Source organism: Sphingosinicella xenopeptidilytica (genome assembly GCF_042676985.1).
In the GTDB taxonomy this organism is placed as follows: domain Bacteria; phylum Pseudomonadota; class Alphaproteobacteria; order Sphingomonadales; family Sphingomonadaceae; genus Sphingosinicella; species Sphingosinicella xenopeptidilytica.
The window spans coordinates 54,391-69,160 of record NZ_JBHTIK010000005.1; the positions used below are offsets into that span (position 1 = coordinate 54,391).

The 14,770-nt window shown below is 67.4% G+C and carries 17 protein-coding genes; 7 read left to right on the plus strand and 10 right to left on the minus strand.

Annotated elements, in window-relative coordinates:
• Positions 1-35 precede the first annotated feature (35 nt).
• Complete coding sequence (locus tag ACFQ00_RS08250; RefSeq protein ID WP_381490851.1) at positions 36-707, plus strand: pyrimidine 5'-nucleotidase; 672 nt, start codon at positions 36-38, stop codon at positions 705-707.
• A complete protein-coding gene (gene dapD / locus ACFQ00_RS08255) occupies positions 704-1,525 on the plus strand; it encodes a 2,3,4,5-tetrahydropyridine-2,6-dicarboxylate N-succinyltransferase (protein ID WP_381488877.1) in 822 nt (273 codons plus the stop codon). The genes ACFQ00_RS08250 and dapD overlap by 4 nt, the downstream gene beginning before the upstream one ends.
• A 4-nt stretch (positions 1,526-1,529) precedes the next feature.
• Here the strand turns inward: dapD and rpoN are convergent, their stop codons facing one another.
• From rpoN to hemC, 9 genes are all read right to left on the minus strand, one after another.
• Positions 1,530-3,056: an RNA polymerase factor sigma-54 gene (gene rpoN / locus ACFQ00_RS08260; RefSeq protein ID WP_381488880.1), complete on the minus strand. Its 1,527-nt coding sequence runs from the start codon at positions 3,054-3,056 to the stop codon at positions 1,530-1,532.
• Positions 3,057-3,059: 3 nt separating this feature from the next.
• Entirely contained in the window at positions 3,060-3,830 is a 771-nt protein-coding gene (gene lptB / locus ACFQ00_RS08265) for an LPS export ABC transporter ATP-binding protein (RefSeq protein ID WP_293780668.1), read from the minus strand.
• A 144-nt stretch (positions 3,831-3,974) separates the two neighbouring features.
• Positions 3,975-4,511 (minus strand): LptA/OstA family protein, encoded by a 537-nt coding sequence (locus ACFQ00_RS08270; RefSeq protein WP_381488883.1) that lies wholly within the window; start codon positions 4,509-4,511, stop codon positions 3,975-3,977.
• Positions 4,508-5,137 carry an LPS export ABC transporter periplasmic protein LptC gene (lptC, locus tag ACFQ00_RS08275; RefSeq protein WP_381488885.1) on the minus strand — a complete coding sequence of 210 codons (630 nt, stop codon included), beginning with the start codon at positions 5,135-5,137 and terminating at the stop codon, positions 4,508-4,510. The genes ACFQ00_RS08270 and lptC overlap by 4 nt, the downstream gene beginning before the upstream one ends.
• A gap of 11 nt (positions 5,138-5,148) precedes the next feature.
• A complete protein-coding gene (locus ACFQ00_RS08280; protein WP_381488887.1) occupies positions 5,149-5,766 on the minus strand; it encodes a ribonuclease D in 618 nt (205 codons plus the stop codon).
• Positions 5,763-6,512, minus strand: a complete 750-nt coding sequence (locus tag ACFQ00_RS08285; RefSeq protein ID WP_381490854.1) for a TerC family protein — start codon at positions 6,510-6,512, stop codon at positions 5,763-5,765. The genes ACFQ00_RS08280 and ACFQ00_RS08285 overlap by 4 nt, the downstream gene beginning before the upstream one ends.
• A 67-nt stretch (positions 6,513-6,579) precedes the next feature.
• Positions 6,580-7,647: a COG4223 family protein gene (locus ACFQ00_RS08290; protein ID WP_381488890.1), complete on the minus strand. Its 1,068-nt coding sequence runs from the start codon at positions 7,645-7,647 to the stop codon at positions 6,580-6,582.
• Positions 7,644-8,351: a uroporphyrinogen-III synthase gene (locus ACFQ00_RS08295; RefSeq protein WP_381488893.1), complete on the minus strand. Its 708-nt coding sequence runs from the start codon at positions 8,349-8,351 to the stop codon at positions 7,644-7,646. The genes ACFQ00_RS08290 and ACFQ00_RS08295 overlap by 4 nt, the downstream gene beginning before the upstream one ends.
• The gene (hemC, locus tag ACFQ00_RS08300; RefSeq protein WP_381488897.1) at positions 8,348-9,274 is read right to left on the minus strand and encodes a hydroxymethylbilane synthase; all 927 of its coding nucleotides are present in this window, start codon (positions 9,272-9,274) and stop codon (positions 8,348-8,350) included. Before hemC ends, ACFQ00_RS08295 begins: the two co-directional genes overlap by 4 nt.
• A 37-nt stretch (positions 9,275-9,311) precedes the next feature.
• Between hemC and tsaD the strand changes: the two genes are divergently transcribed.
• The 3 genes from tsaD to ACFQ00_RS08315 all read left to right on the plus strand — a co-directional run bounded on the left by tsaD (position 9,312) and on the right by ACFQ00_RS08315 (position 12,688).
• On the plus strand, positions 9,312-10,349 hold the full coding sequence (gene tsaD, locus ACFQ00_RS08305; protein ID WP_381488900.1) for a tRNA (adenosine(37)-N6)-threonylcarbamoyltransferase complex transferase subunit TsaD: 1,038 nt from the start codon (positions 9,312-9,314) through the stop codon (positions 10,347-10,349).
• On the plus strand, positions 10,346-11,323 hold the full coding sequence (locus ACFQ00_RS08310) for an NAD(P)H-dependent glycerol-3-phosphate dehydrogenase (RefSeq protein WP_381488903.1): 978 nt from the start codon (positions 10,346-10,348) through the stop codon (positions 11,321-11,323). Before tsaD ends, ACFQ00_RS08310 begins: the two co-directional genes overlap by 4 nt.
• Before the next feature lie 195 nt (positions 11,324-11,518).
• Complete coding sequence (locus ACFQ00_RS08315) at positions 11,519-12,688, plus strand: trypsin-like serine protease (RefSeq protein WP_381488906.1); 1,170 nt, start codon at positions 11,519-11,521, stop codon at positions 12,686-12,688.
• A 56-nt stretch (positions 12,689-12,744) separates the two neighbouring features.
• Here the strand turns inward: ACFQ00_RS08315 and ACFQ00_RS08320 are convergent, their stop codons facing one another.
• The gene (locus ACFQ00_RS08320) at positions 12,745-12,888 is read right to left on the minus strand and encodes a DUF1674 domain-containing protein (RefSeq protein WP_381488909.1); all 144 of its coding nucleotides are present in this window, start codon (positions 12,886-12,888) and stop codon (positions 12,745-12,747) included.
• 82 nt (positions 12,889-12,970) lie between these two features.
• On the opposite strand from ACFQ00_RS08320, the gene ACFQ00_RS08325 reads away from it, so the two are divergent.
• Both ACFQ00_RS08325 and htpX read left to right on the plus strand, forming a co-directional pair.
• A complete protein-coding gene (locus ACFQ00_RS08325; protein WP_381488912.1) occupies positions 12,971-13,795 on the plus strand; it encodes an SDR family NAD(P)-dependent oxidoreductase in 825 nt (274 codons plus the stop codon).
• A gap of 58 nt (positions 13,796-13,853) precedes the next feature.
• On the plus strand, positions 13,854-14,768 hold the full coding sequence (gene htpX, locus ACFQ00_RS08330; protein WP_381488915.1) for a zinc metalloprotease HtpX: 915 nt from the start codon (positions 13,854-13,856) through the stop codon (positions 14,766-14,768).
• The last annotated feature ends 2 nt before the right edge of the window (positions 14,769-14,770 follow it).

The window sequence follows — 14,770 nt, forward strand, 5'->3', positions numbered from 1 at the left end:
TGCGGAATCAGCCGGTCGAAGCCATGACCCCCGGCATGGACGCCTTCGGCCACATCGAGACGTGGATCTTCGATCTCGACAACACGCTTTATCCGCCGCGCGCGAACCTCTTCGCGCAGATCGACGAGCGCATGGGCGCGTTCATCATGCGCCTGATCGGCTGCGATGCGGTGGAGGCGCGGCGCGTGCAGAAGCGCTTCTTCCACGACCACGGCACGACGCTGCGCGGGCTGATGGACGGGCACGGGGTGGCGCCCGCCGAGTTCCTGAGCTTCGTGCACGACATCGACATGGGCGTGCTGGAGGCGGACGGGCGCATGGCGGATGCCTTTGCCAAGCTGCCGGGACGCAAGCTCGTGTTCACCAACGCCGATACCGCTTACGCCGAGAAGGTGCTGGACCGGCTCGGCCTCGGCAGCGTGTTCGAGGCGGTCTACGACATTCACGCCATGGATTACCGGCCGAAGCCCGACCCGAACGCCTATCGCGGCTTTTGCGCGGCGCACGGCATCCGGCCCAAACGTGCCTTGTTCGTTGAAGACATGGCGCGGAACCTCGTGCCCGCGAAGGCGATGGGCATGACCACGGTGTGGGCGGACAACGGCGCCGAGAGCGGCAGCTATCAGGCCGATCACACCAGCATCGACCACCGGATCGCCGATGTCGGCGACTGGCTTCATTCCATTACAAGAGGGGTAAACGCATGACCGATCTCGCCGCCATCATCGATCAGGCCTGGGAAGAGCGCGAGGGGCTCGGCCTTTCCACGACGGGCGCGGTGCGCGACGCCGTGGAGGCCGCGATCGCGGGGCTGGACGCGGGCACGTACCGCGTCGCCGAGAAGGTGGACGGCGACTGGCGCGTCAACCAGTGGCTGAAGAAGGCGGTGCTGTTGTCGTTCCGTCTCAACGACAATGCCGTTGTCGACGGCGGCGCGGGCGGGGCGCCGGCGTTCGACAAGGTGCCTTCGAAGTTCGCGGGCTGGGGCGAAGCGCAGTTTCGCGCGGCGGGCTTCCGCGTGGTGCCCGGCGCGGCCGCGCGGCGCGGCGCCTACATCGCCAAGGGCGCGGTGCTGATGCCGAGCTTCGTCAACATCGGTGCCCATGTGGGCGAGGGCACGATGGTCGATACGTGGGCGACGGTCGGCAGCTGCGCGCAGATCGGCAAGGGCGTGCACATCTCGGGCGGCGTGGGGATCGGCGGCGTGCTGGAGCCGCTGCAGGCCGGGCCGGTGATCATCGAGGACAATTGCTTCATCGGCGCGCGCAGCGAGGTCGCCGAGGGCGTGGTGGTGGAGGAGGGCGCGGTGCTCTCGATGGGCGTGTATCTCGGCGCTTCCACCAAGATCGTCGACCGCGCGACCGGCGAAGTGACGCGCGGGCGGGTGCCGGCATATTCCGTGGTGGTGCCGGGCACGCTGCCGGGTGCGAACGGCGGGCCGGGGCTCTACTGCGCGGTGATCGTGAAGCGTGTCGATGCGCAGACACGCAGCAAGACGGGCATCAACGAGCTTCTGCGCGACTAAACGCCTAAGCGGCGGCGCTCTGGATCGCCGCTGCGCGGCGGCGTTCGACCGAGGAGCCGATGCCCATCGCCTCGCGGTATTTCGCGACCGTGCGGCGGGCGATGTCGAACCCGGCGGTGTTCAAGAGCTCGACGAGCTTGTCGTCGGAGAGGATCTTGCCGCCGCGTTCGCCGTCGATGAGTTCGCGGATTCGTGTCTTCACGGCCTCGGCCGAGACGGCGTCGCCGCCGTCGGCGGCCTGAATCGCCGAGGTGAAGAAGTATTTCAGCTCGAACAGGCCGCGCTCGCACGAGAGGTATTTGTTCGAGGTGACGCGGCTGACGGTCGATTCGTGCATCCCGATGGCGTCGGCGATGGCGCGGAGATTGAGCGGTTTCAGGTGCTGGACGCCGTGGAGGAAGAACGCCTCCTGCTGGCGGACGAGCTCGGTCGCGACCTTGATGATCGTGCGCTGGCGCTGGTCGAGCGCCTTGATGAGCCAGTTCGCCGATTGCAGGCAATCCGACAGGAAGCTCTTCGCCGCTTTGCCGCCCGTGCCGGAAAGCTCCGCATAATAGCTGCGGTTGACGAGGAGGCGGGGGAGCGTCGCGGCGTTGATCTCGACCGCCCAGCCGCCCGACGCGGTGCGCCCGACGAAGATGTCGGGCATGATCGGCTGCGGGGGCTCGCCGCCATACATGAGGCCGGGCTTGGGGTTGTAGCCGCGCAGCTCGGCGATCATGTCGGCGAGGTCTTCGGCATCGACGCCGCAGATGCGGCGCAGCGTCGCCATCTCGCCGCGCGCGAGGAGATCGAGGTTCGAAAGCAGCATCGCCATCGCGGGATCGTGGCGGTCCGCCTCCATCGCCTGCAGCGCGAGGCACTCGCCGAGCGAGCGCGCGCCGACGCCGGTCGGCTCGAAGGTCTGGATGATCTTCAGCACAGCCTCGACGTGGGCGGTGGGCACCAGCAGGCGCGCGCCGATTTCATTGAGGTCGCCGGTGAAATAGCCGCTCTCGTCGATGAGATCGATGATGTGGCGGGCAATAATCTGCTGGATGTCGTCCATGCCGGCGAGCTGGGCGAGGAGCGTGTCGTGGAGCGAGAGCTCTGCGGCGAGCGTGGCGTCGAAGCCTTCGCTGTCCTCGCCGCCGCCTGCGCCCGCGACGGTGGGGCCGGCGACGCTGAGGCTGCCGTCGAGGCCGCCGGTGCCGGGGGCGGGCATGTCGCTTGCGCAGTCGTGGTGGAAGGTCTCGGCGCTGTGATCGACGTCGAGCGGCGCATCGGCATCGCCGCCGCCCGCCGCGATGAGCTGGTCCGAGCCAGCGGGATCGGGAACCGACCAGTCGTCGGAGGCGATTTCGGGCGCTTCGGAGGGCTCGGCGGGCGCCTCGCCCGCCGCTTCGAGCAACGGGTTCCGTTCGAGTTCGCCGTTGATGTAGCTTTCGAGCTCGAGGTTCGACAGCGCCAGCAGCTTGATCGCCTGCTGCAGCTGGGGGGTCATCACCAGCTGCTGCGAGTGTCTCAGATCAAGACGCGGACCGATCGCCATACGCTAGAGGCTGAAACTCTCGCCGAGGTAGACCTTGCGCACCGTCTCGTCGGCGACGAGCGCCTCGGGCGTGCCTTCGAAAAGCACGCGGCCGTCGTAGATGATGCAGGCGCGGTCCACGATCTCCAGCGTTTCGCGGACATTGTGATCGGTGATGAGGACGCCGATGTTGCGGTCCTTCAGATGGCCGACGAGGTTGCGGATATCGGCGATCGAGATGGGGTCGATGCCCGCGAACGGCTCGTCGAGGAGCATGATCGAAGGGTTCGCGGCCAGCGCGCGGGCGATCTCGCAGCGGCGGCGCTCGCCGCCCGAGAGCGACATGGCGGGGGCCTTGCGGAGCCGCGCGATCGAGAATTCGCCGAGAAGCTGATCGAGCCGTGCCTCGCGCGCGGCCGGGTCCGGCTCCGCGACTTCGAGGACGGCGCGGATATTGTCTTCGACGGTCATGCCGCGGAAAATCGAGGTTTCCTGCGGCAGGTAGCCGACGCCGAGCGCGGCGCGGCGGTACATGGGGAGGCCGGTGATATCGATGCCATCGAGTAGAATGCGCCCCGAATCGGGCATCACGAGGCCCATGATCGAATAGAAGCACGTGGTCTTGCCCGCGCCGTTCGGCCCGAGGAGCCCGACGACCTCGCCCCGGCGCACGCCGAGCGACACATCGCGCAGCACGACGCGCTTGTCGTAGCGCTTGCCGATGGACACGACAGCGAGACCGCGTTCGGTGTCGACCGCGGGAGTCTCGTCCTCCATCGTCATGACTTCGCTCATGGCGGGCTTTCTACCTCACGAATACTTAACGACAAATGCAGGAACCGGCTGCCTGGGTGCCCAGTTGGCGCAATTTGTGCATGGTCGGTTTCGGCAATGCAAGCCGAACGGGACCAAACAGCATAAAAAGGATCGCGCGGGCGGTTACTGCGTATTGCGCGGGGGCACCACGAAACGGCCGGTGACGCGGGGTCCGCCGTCGGTCGAGCTTGCCGAGCCGTCGAGCGTCGAACGGCCGTTTTCAAGGTCGATGACCAGCCGCTCGCCGCGCAGCACGCTGTCGCCACGATTGAGCACGACGCCGCCGACAAAGGTGATCTGGCGGGTCTGGACGTCGTAGATGCCGAGGCGCGAACTCACGCGCTCGCTGGGGCTGACAAGCTGGACTCCGCCTTCGGCATCGAGCCGGTTGATCGCGAGATTGCCGCCAGTGGCGTTTTCATAGAACACGCGCATCGTTGCCGCGTTCAGCGTCATGCTCCCCTGCACGACGCGCACCGCGCCCGAGAAGATCGCCTGCGAATCGCGATCGCGCACCTCGATGCGCGCGGCATCGATATCGATGGGCGCGCGCGTGTCGTGGCCCTTCAATGCCGAGCTGCCGAAGCCGCTCTGCGCCGAGGCGGCGAGGGGGAGGGTAAGCGCTGCAGCGGCAGCGAGGAGAAGGGCGGAGCGGATCATCGCTGCGTAATCCGCATTTTCACGCCGCCTGACAAGGTGACAACGCGCGTTTCCATGTCGGCATCGAGGCGAGAGGCGGAAAACGAGCCGAGCGGCATACGGCCGCTGACGCGCCCGACGCTCGTGACGGTGCGTGTCGGCAGGCTTACCGCGACGTCTCCGGTTTGCAGCACGTATCCATCCGGGCGGTGGAAGACGACCGGGCCGAGGACATTGAGCTTTTCCGCTTCGAGATCGTAGCGGCCGCTCGGCGCGGTGACGGTGGCGATGCCTTCCTGCATCGTGAGGCGCGCCTCGATGCGCTTCAGCTCCACCACCGGCGTGTTCGAGGTACGCTGCACGGCCTCGTCCGCGAGGATGCTGAACGGGCGGCCCTTGCTGTCTTCGCCGCGATACATCGGGGCTTCCATGCGCAGGCGCTCGGCTGCCTTTTCGACGGCGTCGCGCGACAGGATGAAGCTGAATTCCTGCTGCGCGGTGAGCGGCCAGATCAGGCAGGCGAGCAGGATCACCGCGGCGGTCGCGGGCAGCAGGCGCTTCAGGAGGACGACCTGCCGATCCCACGCGCTGCCGGGCATCGCCCAGCGGCGGCGGTCGCTGGCAAGATCGTCTGCGGCCTGCGTCATCGTTTTTCCGCTCAGCTTTCGTGGCTGAAGATGTCCTTGTCGGCCCAGCCGGCAAGGTCGAGCGCGGCGCGCGTCGGCAGGAAATCGAAGCAGGCCTGTGCAAGCGCCGTGCGCCCTTCGCGCTCCAGCCGTTCTTCGAGGATCGCCTTGATGCGGTGCAGATAGCGCACGTCTGACGCGGCGTATTCGATCTGCGCCTCGCTGAGCGTGTCGGCGCCCCAGTCCGACGACTGCTGCTGCTTGGAGATGTCCTGCCCGATCACCTCGCGCGCGAGGTCCTTGAGGCCGTGGCGATCCGTGTAGGTGCGGATGAGCTTCGACGCGATCTTGGTGCACCACACGGGCGCCATCACGATGCCGAGATACTGCTGGATGAGCGCGACGTCGAAACGCGCAAAGTGCAGGATCTTGAGCCGCGACGGATCGGTAAGCACCGCCTTCAGGTTCGGCGCATCGAACTGGCCGAGCGGGAACTGCACGAGATGCTCGTCTCCGCCGCCGTCCGAAAGCTGCACGACGCAGAGCCGATCGCGCAGCTGGTTGAGGCCCATCGCCTCGCAGTCCACGGCGATGGCGCCGGGGCCGAAGACGTCTGCGGGCAGATCGCCCTTGTGAAGATACGCGGTCACTCGCCATTTCCTTTGCGGCGCTGTTTCGCACGGCGCGACAGCATGTTCAAAACCTCGACCAGGACCGAGAAGGCCATCGCCGCGTAGATATAGCCCTTGGGCACGTGCGCGCCGAAGCCCTCGGCGATCAGCGTGGTGCCGATCATCAGCAGGAAGCCGAGCGCGAGCATCACGACGGTGGGATTCCTGTCGATGAAGTTCGCGAGCGGGTCCGCCGCGAGCAGCATACAGGCGACCGCAACGATCACGGCGACGACCATGATCGGCACGTGATCGGTCATGCCGACGGCGGTGATGATCGAATCGATCGAGAAGACGAGATCGAGCAGGATGATCTGCGTGATCGCCGCTCCGAAGCTCATCACCACCTTGCTGGTATCGAACACGCCCTCGGCGGGGCCCGGGTCAACGCTGTGGTGAATTTCCTTCGTGGCTTTCCACACGAGGAACAGGCCGCCGGCGATCAGGATGATGTCGCGCCACGAGAAGCCCTGCCCGAAAAGCTCGATGACCGGCTTCACCAGCGTGACGATGAAGGCGACCGTGGCAAGCAGGCCGAGGCGCATGATGAGCGCGAGGCCGATACCGATGCGCCGCGCCTTCTCGCGCTGGCCTTCCGGCAGCTTGTTCGTGAGGATCGAGATGAAGATCAGGTTGTCGATGCCGAGCACGACTTCCATCGCGATCAGTGTGATCAGCGCCGCCCATGTGGCCGGCTGCAGGAACAGTTCGATAAGGCCTTCCATCATCCGCCTGTCTTAACGTGGGTTGATCTGGGTGATTCGAACACGAGAATTCGGATCGTGCGCGCGGTTATAGCGACTGCGCCGGCTTCTGCTGCCCGGCTGCAGGCGCGGTGAGCGGCAGGTCGGTATCTTCGAGAAGGACGGAGGCTTCGAGCTGCTGGAGCGCGCCGTAGCTGTTCGCGTAGGCTTCCGCCGAGATGCGCCACTGCCGGGCGAGCTGCTGCGTCCGGGCCGGAAGCCGCTGCATGGCAAGGAGCGCGCCAGCGACATCGCCCTGCGAAAGCCGCGTCGCCATATCGGCGAGCCGCGCCTCGTTGGCGGTCTGGGCCGCGGCAGCGCCCTTTTCGCGCACCTGGACGAGACTGGCGACGCCCGCCTTGAATTGCGTCCAGAGCGTATCCGCCTGTTCGGGTTCGGCGCTTTCGGCGAGCTGCGGGCGGATCTGCGCGAACCGGCGGCGCAGCACGGCGAGCGTCGGCGCGCCGGGAGACGCGGTGAGCAGCCGTTCGACAGCATCGGCATCGGCGGCGGCGAAATGGCGGCGGAGCGCCGGGGCGAGCACCGCGAGGCTCTGGCCCTGCTCTGCAGCGCGCCGTGCGGCAGTGACCAGCAGCACGCCGCGCGCCTTTTCGGCGCTGGCGGCGGCAGCTTCGATGGAGCGGGCGGCGTTGCCGCCGACCTGCTCGATCTTCACGTTGATGCCCGCGAGCTCGGCGGAAACATTGTCGAGGCGTGTCGAGGCCTGTGCCTGTCCACGGTCGAGCGCTTCGATGCGCGCTTCGAGCCGGGCAAGGCGCTCGGCGCTGGGGCCTCCACCGAGCGCGAGCGGCACGGGATCGTTGAGCGCGCGAGGCGTGGTTGCGGCATCGCCGAGCGGCGCGGACGTCGCCGGGCGTGTTTCCAGCGCCGCGACACGGGCTTCGAGCGCGGTGATCGTACCGGCTTCGCGCTCGACGCGGACGGCGAGCGATTCGACATCGGGGCGCTGCAACGCACCGGGCAGGCGCGTGCGTACGTTCGTTTCGAACCACGGGCTCAAGAGGAGCCCGGCCGCGAAGAGCACCAGCCCAGCCACCAGCACCCAGGGCACAGCGCTGCGCGGGCGCGGTGTTTCGCGGGCTTCGTCGTCGATCATCCAGTCCTCGTCAGCGGTGCCTTGTCCGCCTGCTTCTCGCACAACAGCCCGGCCGCCGCAAACAGCGCATCCTCGTCTGGCGAGGCCGCAACTGCACGGGCGGCCCAGCCGTCGCCCGCGGCAGTGGCGGCGTTGCGGCTGATCGCCGAGAGGCGCACCCCCTTGCGGTGCGGGCCGAACGCGGCGGCGAGGGCTTCTCCGCCGCGCGGCGAATAGATGAGCGCGACGTCCGCTGCCTGTGCGGCCGTGCGCTCCGCTTCGGACCAGCTGTGGAAGTGTGCGCCGTAAACGACGCGGCGTTCGACCTTGAGACCGGCAGGCGGCGCGTAGGTGGCGATTTCGATCCCGGAGAGATGCAGGATGTCGCCGATGCCTGCCGCGGCGATGGCGGCGAGCAGCTCTCCGCCGTCGTGCACTTCCGGCGTGCGGATATCGGTGAAGCCCGCGCCCTGCGCGGCTGCGGCGGTACGCGCGCCGACGCAGAAGCAGGGCAGACCCAGATACGTCGCCATCGCCGGGCCGCCTTCGCGCGCCGCGGCGGCGCTCGTCAGCATGACGGCCTCCGGCATGGCGGCGGGCGGCGACCATTCCTTCGCCTTCACCTCGAACAGCGGGGCGACCACGGGTTCGTGGCCGAGCGCGCGGAGGCGGTCAGCGGTTTCAGCAGCGCCGGGCTGCGGGCGGGTAATCAGAACACGAGTCATGCGACAAAGAGACTCCGAAGACCGGGTGATGCCCGGTTCAATATGGTTTTTGCGAGGCTTTCAGCGGCAGCGGCCGCATCGATTTCCGAAAAACGCGTTTCTCCTGCGATGCGTTCCCCCCCATCCGTGCTGAGGATTTCGGCGCGAAGACGGAAGTCTGCGCCGTCCCGCTCGGCAAGCGCGGCGACGGGGCTGTGGCAACTGCCGCCGAGCGCCGCGGCGAAGGCGCGCTCGGCGACGAGGGCTGTCATCGCGTCGGCGTCGCTCACGGCGGCGAGGTAGGCGAGGACGGTGTCGTCGCCGGCGCGGGCCTCGATCGCGATGATCGCCTGCCCCGGCGCGGGGAGCATCGCTTCGACCGGGATGGGCGTGCCGACATCGTGCATCCCGAGCCGCGCGAGCCCGGCGCTGGCGAGCAGCGTCGCGTCGGCTTCGCCGGCATCGATGCGGGCAAGCCGCGTTGCGACATTGCCGCGGAACGGCACGAGGCCGAGGCCGGGGACACGCGCCAGAAGCTGCGCGGCACGGCGCGGCGAGGTGGTGCCGACACGCATTTCCGGCTTCAGGGCATCAAGGCCGGAGACGCCGATGATTCGTTCGCGCACGTCGGCGCGGGGCAGCGCGGCGGCGAGCGCGATCGTATCCGGGCGGATGCTCTCCATGTCTTTCGCGGAGTGGACGGCGAAATCGATGTCGCCGTCGAGGAGTGCGCGGTCCAGCTCCTTGGTCCACAGCGCCTTGCCGCCGATCTCGGCGAGCGGACGATCCTGCACCTTGTCGCCGGTGGTCTTGATCGGGACGATCTCGACGCTGTCTTCGCTCCAGCCGTGCGCGGCGACGAGCGCGGCGGCGGCGGCGCGGGCCTGGACGAGCGCGAGCGGCGACCCGCGCGTTCCGAGTTTCAGGGGCTCAGCCTTGTGCATGGGGGGCGGCGTATCTAGTTACGAGCGCGGAGACAATATGATCGTTCCCCACAAAATCGTACTGGGTCTGGAATCGAGCTGCGACGAAACGGCGGCAGCGCTCGTCGATGGAAACCGCAATATTCTCGCCCAGCGCATCGCCGGGCAGGAGGAGGCGCACCGCCCCTATGGCGGCGTGGTGCCCGAGATCGCGGCGCGCGCGCATGTCGACCGGCTGGCGCCGCTCGTCGAGGCGGTGATGGCCGAGGCGGGGATCGGGTTCGACGATCTCGATGCCGTTGCCGCGACGGCGGGGCCGGGGCTGATCGGCGGGGTGATGGTCGGGCTCGTGACCGGCAAGGCGCTGGCGCTGGCGAGCGGCAAGCCGCTCGTGGCGGTCAATCACCTCGAAGGCCATGCGCTTTCGGCGCGGCTTGCCGATCCGACGCTGGCGTTTCCCTATCTGCTGCTGCTGACCTCCGGCGGGCATTGCCAGCTGCTCGGCGTGGAGGGCGTCGGACGCTACCGGCGGCTCGCGACGACGATCGACGACGCGGCGGGCGAGGCGTTCGACAAGGTGGCGAAGATCCTGGGGTTGGGCTTTCCCGGCGGTCCCGCTGTGGAGCGCGCGGCGCGGGAGGGCAATCCGAAGGCGGTGTCGCTGCCGCGTCCGCTCGTCGGGAGCGGAGATTCCAATTTCTCGTTCGCGGGACTGAAAAGCGCCGTGCTGCGCGCGGCCGGCGGATCGGTGCCCGATCTTGCGGCGAGTTTTCAGCAGGCGGTCGTCGACTGCCTTGTCGACCGGACGCGGATCGCACTTGGGCGGATGCCGGAAGCGACGCGGCTCGTCGTGGCGGGGGGCGTCGCTGCGAACGGTGCGATCCGGGCAGCGCTGCAGCGCCTCGCTGACGAGAACGGCATCGGTTTCACCGCGCCGCCGCTCGCGCTCTGCACGGACAATGCGGCGATGATCGCGTGGGCCGGGATCGAACGACTGCGCGCCGGGCATACCGACGCGCTCGACGTGCCGGCGCGCGCGCGCTGGCCGCTCGACCCGGAAGCGGAGCCGGTGCGCGGGGCAGGAGTGAAGGCATGAAGGTTGGCGTGATCGGTGGCGGCGCGTGGGGCACGGCGCTTGCCGAGGTTGCCGCAGGAAGCGGCGACGTGGTGCTGTGGGCGCGCGAGCCCGAGGTGGTCGCGGATATCAACGGCGCGCGCGAGAACCGTCTGTTCCTGCCCGGTGTGCGGCTTTCCGAAGCGATTGTCGCGACGGGCGATCTTGGCGCGCTGGGCGATTGCGGCGTGCTGCTCGTGGTGGCGCCCGCGCAGCATGTGCGGAGCGTGCTTGCCGGGGTGCCGAACCGGGATACGCCGATCGTGCTGTGCGCCAAGGGCATCGAGGCGACGACGCGCAGGCTTGTCGGCGAAGTTGCCGCCGAGGTGCTACCGGAGGCGCCGCTTGCCGTGCTTTCCGGACCCACGTTCGCGCGCGAGGTGGCGTTGGGGCTGCCGACCGCGATCACTTTCGCGTGCGCCGACCGCGCGCTCGCCGAGCGGCTGATCGCGCGCATCGCGGCGCCGCGCTTCCGCCCTTACTGGACGGATGACGTGATTGGCGCGGAGGTGGGCGGCGCGATCAAGAACGTGCTGGCGATCGCGTGCGGTGTCGTTGTGGGACGGAAGCTTGGCGAGAATGCGCGCGCGGCGCTGATCAGCCGGGGGTTTGCCGAGATGCTTCGCTTCGGCATCGCCAAGGGCGCGCGCTCCGAAACGATGCGCGGGCTTTCGGGGCTCGGCGACCTGGTGCTCACCTGCTCCTCGACGCAGTCGCGCAACTTCTCGCTCGGGCACGGGCTCGGCGAGGGCAAGAGTGCGGGGGAACTGCTCAGCGACCGGCTGACGGTGGCCGAAGGGGCGTTCACGGCGCCGGTGCTGCAGGCGGCGGCGGACGAGCTTGGCGTCGACATGCCGATCACGCGCGCGGTGTGCAGCCTGCTCGACGGCAGCGCATCGGTGGACACGGTGATCGCCGAACTGCTCTCCCGCCCGCTGCGCAGCGAGGACATTTGAGTCGGCGCCTGTCGGCAAATTTTACATCCGAACAACAAGATTTCCTGAACGGAATATTAACCATATGATATTGCAGGAGTCCGCCAAGGTGGCGCGGCTCTTGCTTGGGCTTGCCCCATCTGCGTGACCGCCACGCGGCACGCCGTGCGTACCCCTGCTGGGAGGGGTTTGCGTCTCTGGTATCAGGGTGGGAAAATGCAAAAATCCATTCTCGTCGGAGCCTCTGCAATTGCGCTGGGGCTGGTTGCTTCGTCGTCTGCGCTCGCGGGCGGCATCACCAAGATTTCGATGGCGGACAACAAGGCGTTGGTTCAGCCGAAGCTGGTGGTTTCAAGCGCCAGTCAGGTCAACGACCCCCAGTTCAAGGTGGGTGCAAGTGCCTTTTCAGGCGTCGGCGGGCTCATCATCAACACGGATTCGCTTGATGCGGCAGGCTTCATCAGCCTGTGCACCGGCACGTTCATCGCCGCGGATGTCGTCGTCACGGCGGCGCACTGTCTCGATGATCCCGATGTCAACCGCATCCGCTTCCGCACCGGCGCGGGCAACGGTCTTGCGGGGACGACATTCGATGCCGAATACGAAGCCTTCAGCTACTGGGTGCACCCGAGCTTCGACTTCCCGAACCACGACCTTGCGTTCATCAAGCTGAAGAAATCCGCGTCGAACGGCGAGGAAGTCTACGGTGTCTACACCGGCACCGACGAGCTCGGCGAGATCCACACCAAGGTCGGCTTCGGCACGACGGGCGAAGGCACTGCGGGCACGCGCGGCATCACGCCTGCGGCCGACGACTTCGACAAGCGCGCGGGCAACAACATCTACGAAGCGCTCGGCAGCGACATCTTCTCCGATGTCGGCGACGGGGTGCTGTTGTTCGATTTCGACAGTGGCCTCGACGAGAATGATGTGTTCGGTTCGGTGGACCGTTGGTTCTGCGGGGGCCTTGAGCTCTGCTTCGCGCATGATACCGGCGTCGTGATCGACGGTGTGCGCACGGAAGCGAACAGCTCTCCGGGTGATTCGGGTGGTCCCACTTTCATCGAGGGACTGATCGCCGGCATCACCTCGTTCGGCATCACCGGCGGCGTGTTTGATGACGGCTGCGGCCCGGGCTTCCTCGATCCGGATTCGAATGCGCCGGGCGTCGACGCGGTGGCCACGGAGCTTTCGAGCGCCTGCACCAACTCGAGCTTCGGCGAGATGTCGGGCGACACGCGCGTCTCCGCCTATCTCGACGAGATCTACGCGATGCTGCGGGGCGACCTGCGCATGATCTTCCTGCCCGAGCCGGGCATGATCGGTCTGTTCGGTCTTGGTGTCGTGGGTGCGCTCGCTGCGCGCCGTCGCCGCAAGACCGCATAACTTCCCCCAAACGCCGCAGCCCCCCGGCCCGCGGCGTTTCTAAAAAGGCATCGCCGTCAGAAATCGACGGCGATGCCTTTCCTTTCCCAGTCACCGTAGCGCACGGGGTCGGGGCCGGCGGGGCCGCCTTCTTCCTTCACCTTCGGCGCCTCATCGGGCTTCGCGTGCTTTGCGGATTTCGCGGGTTTCTTCTCTTCCATCGGGCTCTTCCACCATATTCATAGCTGTGCGCCTTGCGCGGGACGCGGCACCATGCAGGCGAGATAGGGGGAGGCGGACGACATGAAAAGCCTTGAAGGTCGGGCCATTGCCGTAACGGGCGCCGGAAGCGGCATCGGGCGGGCGCTCGCGATCGGCCTTGCCAAGCGCGGCGCGAAGCTGGCGCTTTCCGACAAGGATGCGGACGGGCTCGCCGAGACCGCACGGATGCTCGGCAACTATCCGCATACGAGCGCGGCGTTCGATGTGACCGACGAGGCGGCGCTGAAAGGCTGGATCGACGCCGCCGCAGCGGAATTCGGCGGGCTCGACGGTATCATCAACAACGCCGGGCTTTCGGTGGTGGCGCCGTTCGCCGACACGCCGAAGGCGGATTTCGACCGGGTGATGGCAGTGAATTTCAATGCGGTCGTGAACGGCTGCCGCCACGCGATCCCGCACCTCCGCAAGTCCTCCGATGCGTGGCTTGTGAACATCTCGTCGGTGTTCGGCATGATGGGCTATCCGACGCAGTCCGCCTACAACGCTTCCAAATACGCGGTGCGCGGGCTCACCGAGGCGCTGTATCTGGAGCTGGGGCAAACCGATCCGCACATCAACGTGATCCGCGTGCATCCCGGCGGCATCAAGACCAACGTTGCGCGCAACGCCAAGTTCATCAAGGGCATGGACGGGCGGACGAATGCGCTCGATTCCGGCGACGAGTTTGAAAAGTCGGCGCGAACGACGCCCGCCGAGGCCGCAGAAACGATCATCCGCGGTATGGAGCGCCGCCAGCATCGCGTGCTGATCGGCGGCGACGCGCGCTTCATCGACATCATGACGCGGCTGTTCCCGGTGAGCTATTTCAAGCGCATCGGCAGTTTCCTCGGCAGCGGAAACTCTTGAAGCGAGGCGAGCGCATCCCGATAATATGAGGCGAGGACCGAAGGAGCCTCGCGCGATTATGGGTCAGATGAAGACGGTGATGCTGCTAGCGGCGCTGACGGCGCTGTTCATGGGGCTGGGCTACATGCTCGGCGGCAGCGGCGGTGCGCTGATCGCGCTTCTGATTTCCGGCGGCATGAACCTGTTCGCGATCTGGAACGCGGACAAGATGGTGCTGCGGATGCACAACGCGCGCGAGGTGGATGCGCGGAGCGCGCCGGAGTTCGTCGGTCTCGTGAAAAGCCTCGCGCAGCGCGCGGGTCTGCCGATGCCGAAGGTGTTCATCATTGATACCGACGCGCCGAACGCTTTCGCGACGGGGCGCAATCCGGAAAATGCCGCCGTTGCCGCAACGACCGGCCTGCTGCGCATTCTCGACCGCGACGAGATCGAGGCGGTGATGGCGCATGAACTCGGCCACGTGAAGAACCGCGACACGCTGCTGATGACGGTGACGGCGACGCTGGCGGGTGCGATCTCGATGCTCGGTAATTTCGCGCTGTTCGCGGGCGGCAACAACCGCAATCCGCTCGCGATCATCGCGGCGGTGATCGTGGCGCCGCTCGCCGCGATGCTGGTGCAGATGGCGATCAGCCGCACGCGCGAATATAGCGCGGATCGGGCGGGTGCGGAGATCAGCGGCAAGCCGATGAAGCTTGCGTCGGCGCTGCAGAAACTCGCGGCGGGTGCCGCGCGCATTCCCAATCCCTATGCGCAGAAGAACCCGGCGGCCGCCCAGCTCTACATCGTCGAGCCGCTGATCGGCGGCGGCATGGACAATCTCTTTTCGACGCACCCGAACCCTGAAAACCGTGTCGCGGCGCTCGGCCGCATCGCGCAGGAAATGGGGCAGGGCGCGCGGCCGCAGAGCATCCGCGAGGCTGCCGAGCGTGGCCGGGTGAGCGCGCTCGATCCGCTCAAGCGCCGCCGCTGAGC

Coding starts and splice junctions, on each gene's coding strand:
- ACFQ00_RS08250 (WP_381490851.1), top strand. CDS start 36: ATGGACGCCTTCGGCCACATCGAGACGTGGATCTTCGATCTCGACAAC.
- dapD (WP_381488877.1), top strand. CDS start 704: ATGACCGATCTCGCCGCCATCATCGATCAGGCCTGGGAAGAGCGCGAG.
- rpoN (WP_381488880.1), bottom strand. CDS start 3,056: ATGGCGATCGGTCCGCGTCTTGATCTGAGACACTCGCAGCAGCTGGTG.
- lptB (WP_293780668.1), bottom strand. CDS start 3,830: ATGAGCGAAGTCATGACGATGGAGGACGAGACTCCCGCGGTCGACACC.
- ACFQ00_RS08270 (WP_381488883.1), bottom strand. CDS start 4,511: ATGATCCGCTCCGCCCTTCTCCTCGCTGCCGCTGCAGCGCTTACCCTC.
- lptC (WP_381488885.1), bottom strand. CDS start 5,137: ATGACGCAGGCCGCAGACGATCTTGCCAGCGACCGCCGCCGCTGGGCG.
- ACFQ00_RS08285 (WP_381490854.1), bottom strand. CDS start 6,512: ATGGAAGGCCTTATCGAACTGTTCCTGCAGCCGGCCACATGGGCGGCG.
- ACFQ00_RS08290 (WP_381488890.1), bottom strand. CDS start 7,647: ATGATCGACGACGAAGCCCGCGAAACACCGCGCCCGCGCAGCGCTGTG.
- ACFQ00_RS08295 (WP_381488893.1), bottom strand. CDS start 8,351: ATGACTCGTGTTCTGATTACCCGCCCGCAGCCCGGCGCTGCTGAAACC.
- hemC (WP_381488897.1), bottom strand. CDS start 9,274: ATGCACAAGGCTGAGCCCCTGAAACTCGGAACGCGCGGGTCGCCGCTC.
- tsaD (WP_381488900.1), top strand. CDS start 9,312: ATGATCGTTCCCCACAAAATCGTACTGGGTCTGGAATCGAGCTGCGAC.
- ACFQ00_RS08310 (WP_381488903.1), top strand. CDS start 10,346: ATGAAGGTTGGCGTGATCGGTGGCGGCGCGTGGGGCACGGCGCTTGCC.
- ACFQ00_RS08315 (WP_381488906.1), top strand. CDS start 11,519: ATGCAAAAATCCATTCTCGTCGGAGCCTCTGCAATTGCGCTGGGGCTG.
- ACFQ00_RS08320 (WP_381488909.1), bottom strand. CDS start 12,888: ATGGAAGAGAAGAAACCCGCGAAATCCGCAAAGCACGCGAAGCCCGAT.
- ACFQ00_RS08325 (WP_381488912.1), top strand. CDS start 12,971: ATGAAAAGCCTTGAAGGTCGGGCCATTGCCGTAACGGGCGCCGGAAGC.
- htpX (WP_381488915.1), top strand. CDS start 13,854: ATGGGTCAGATGAAGACGGTGATGCTGCTAGCGGCGCTGACGGCGCTG.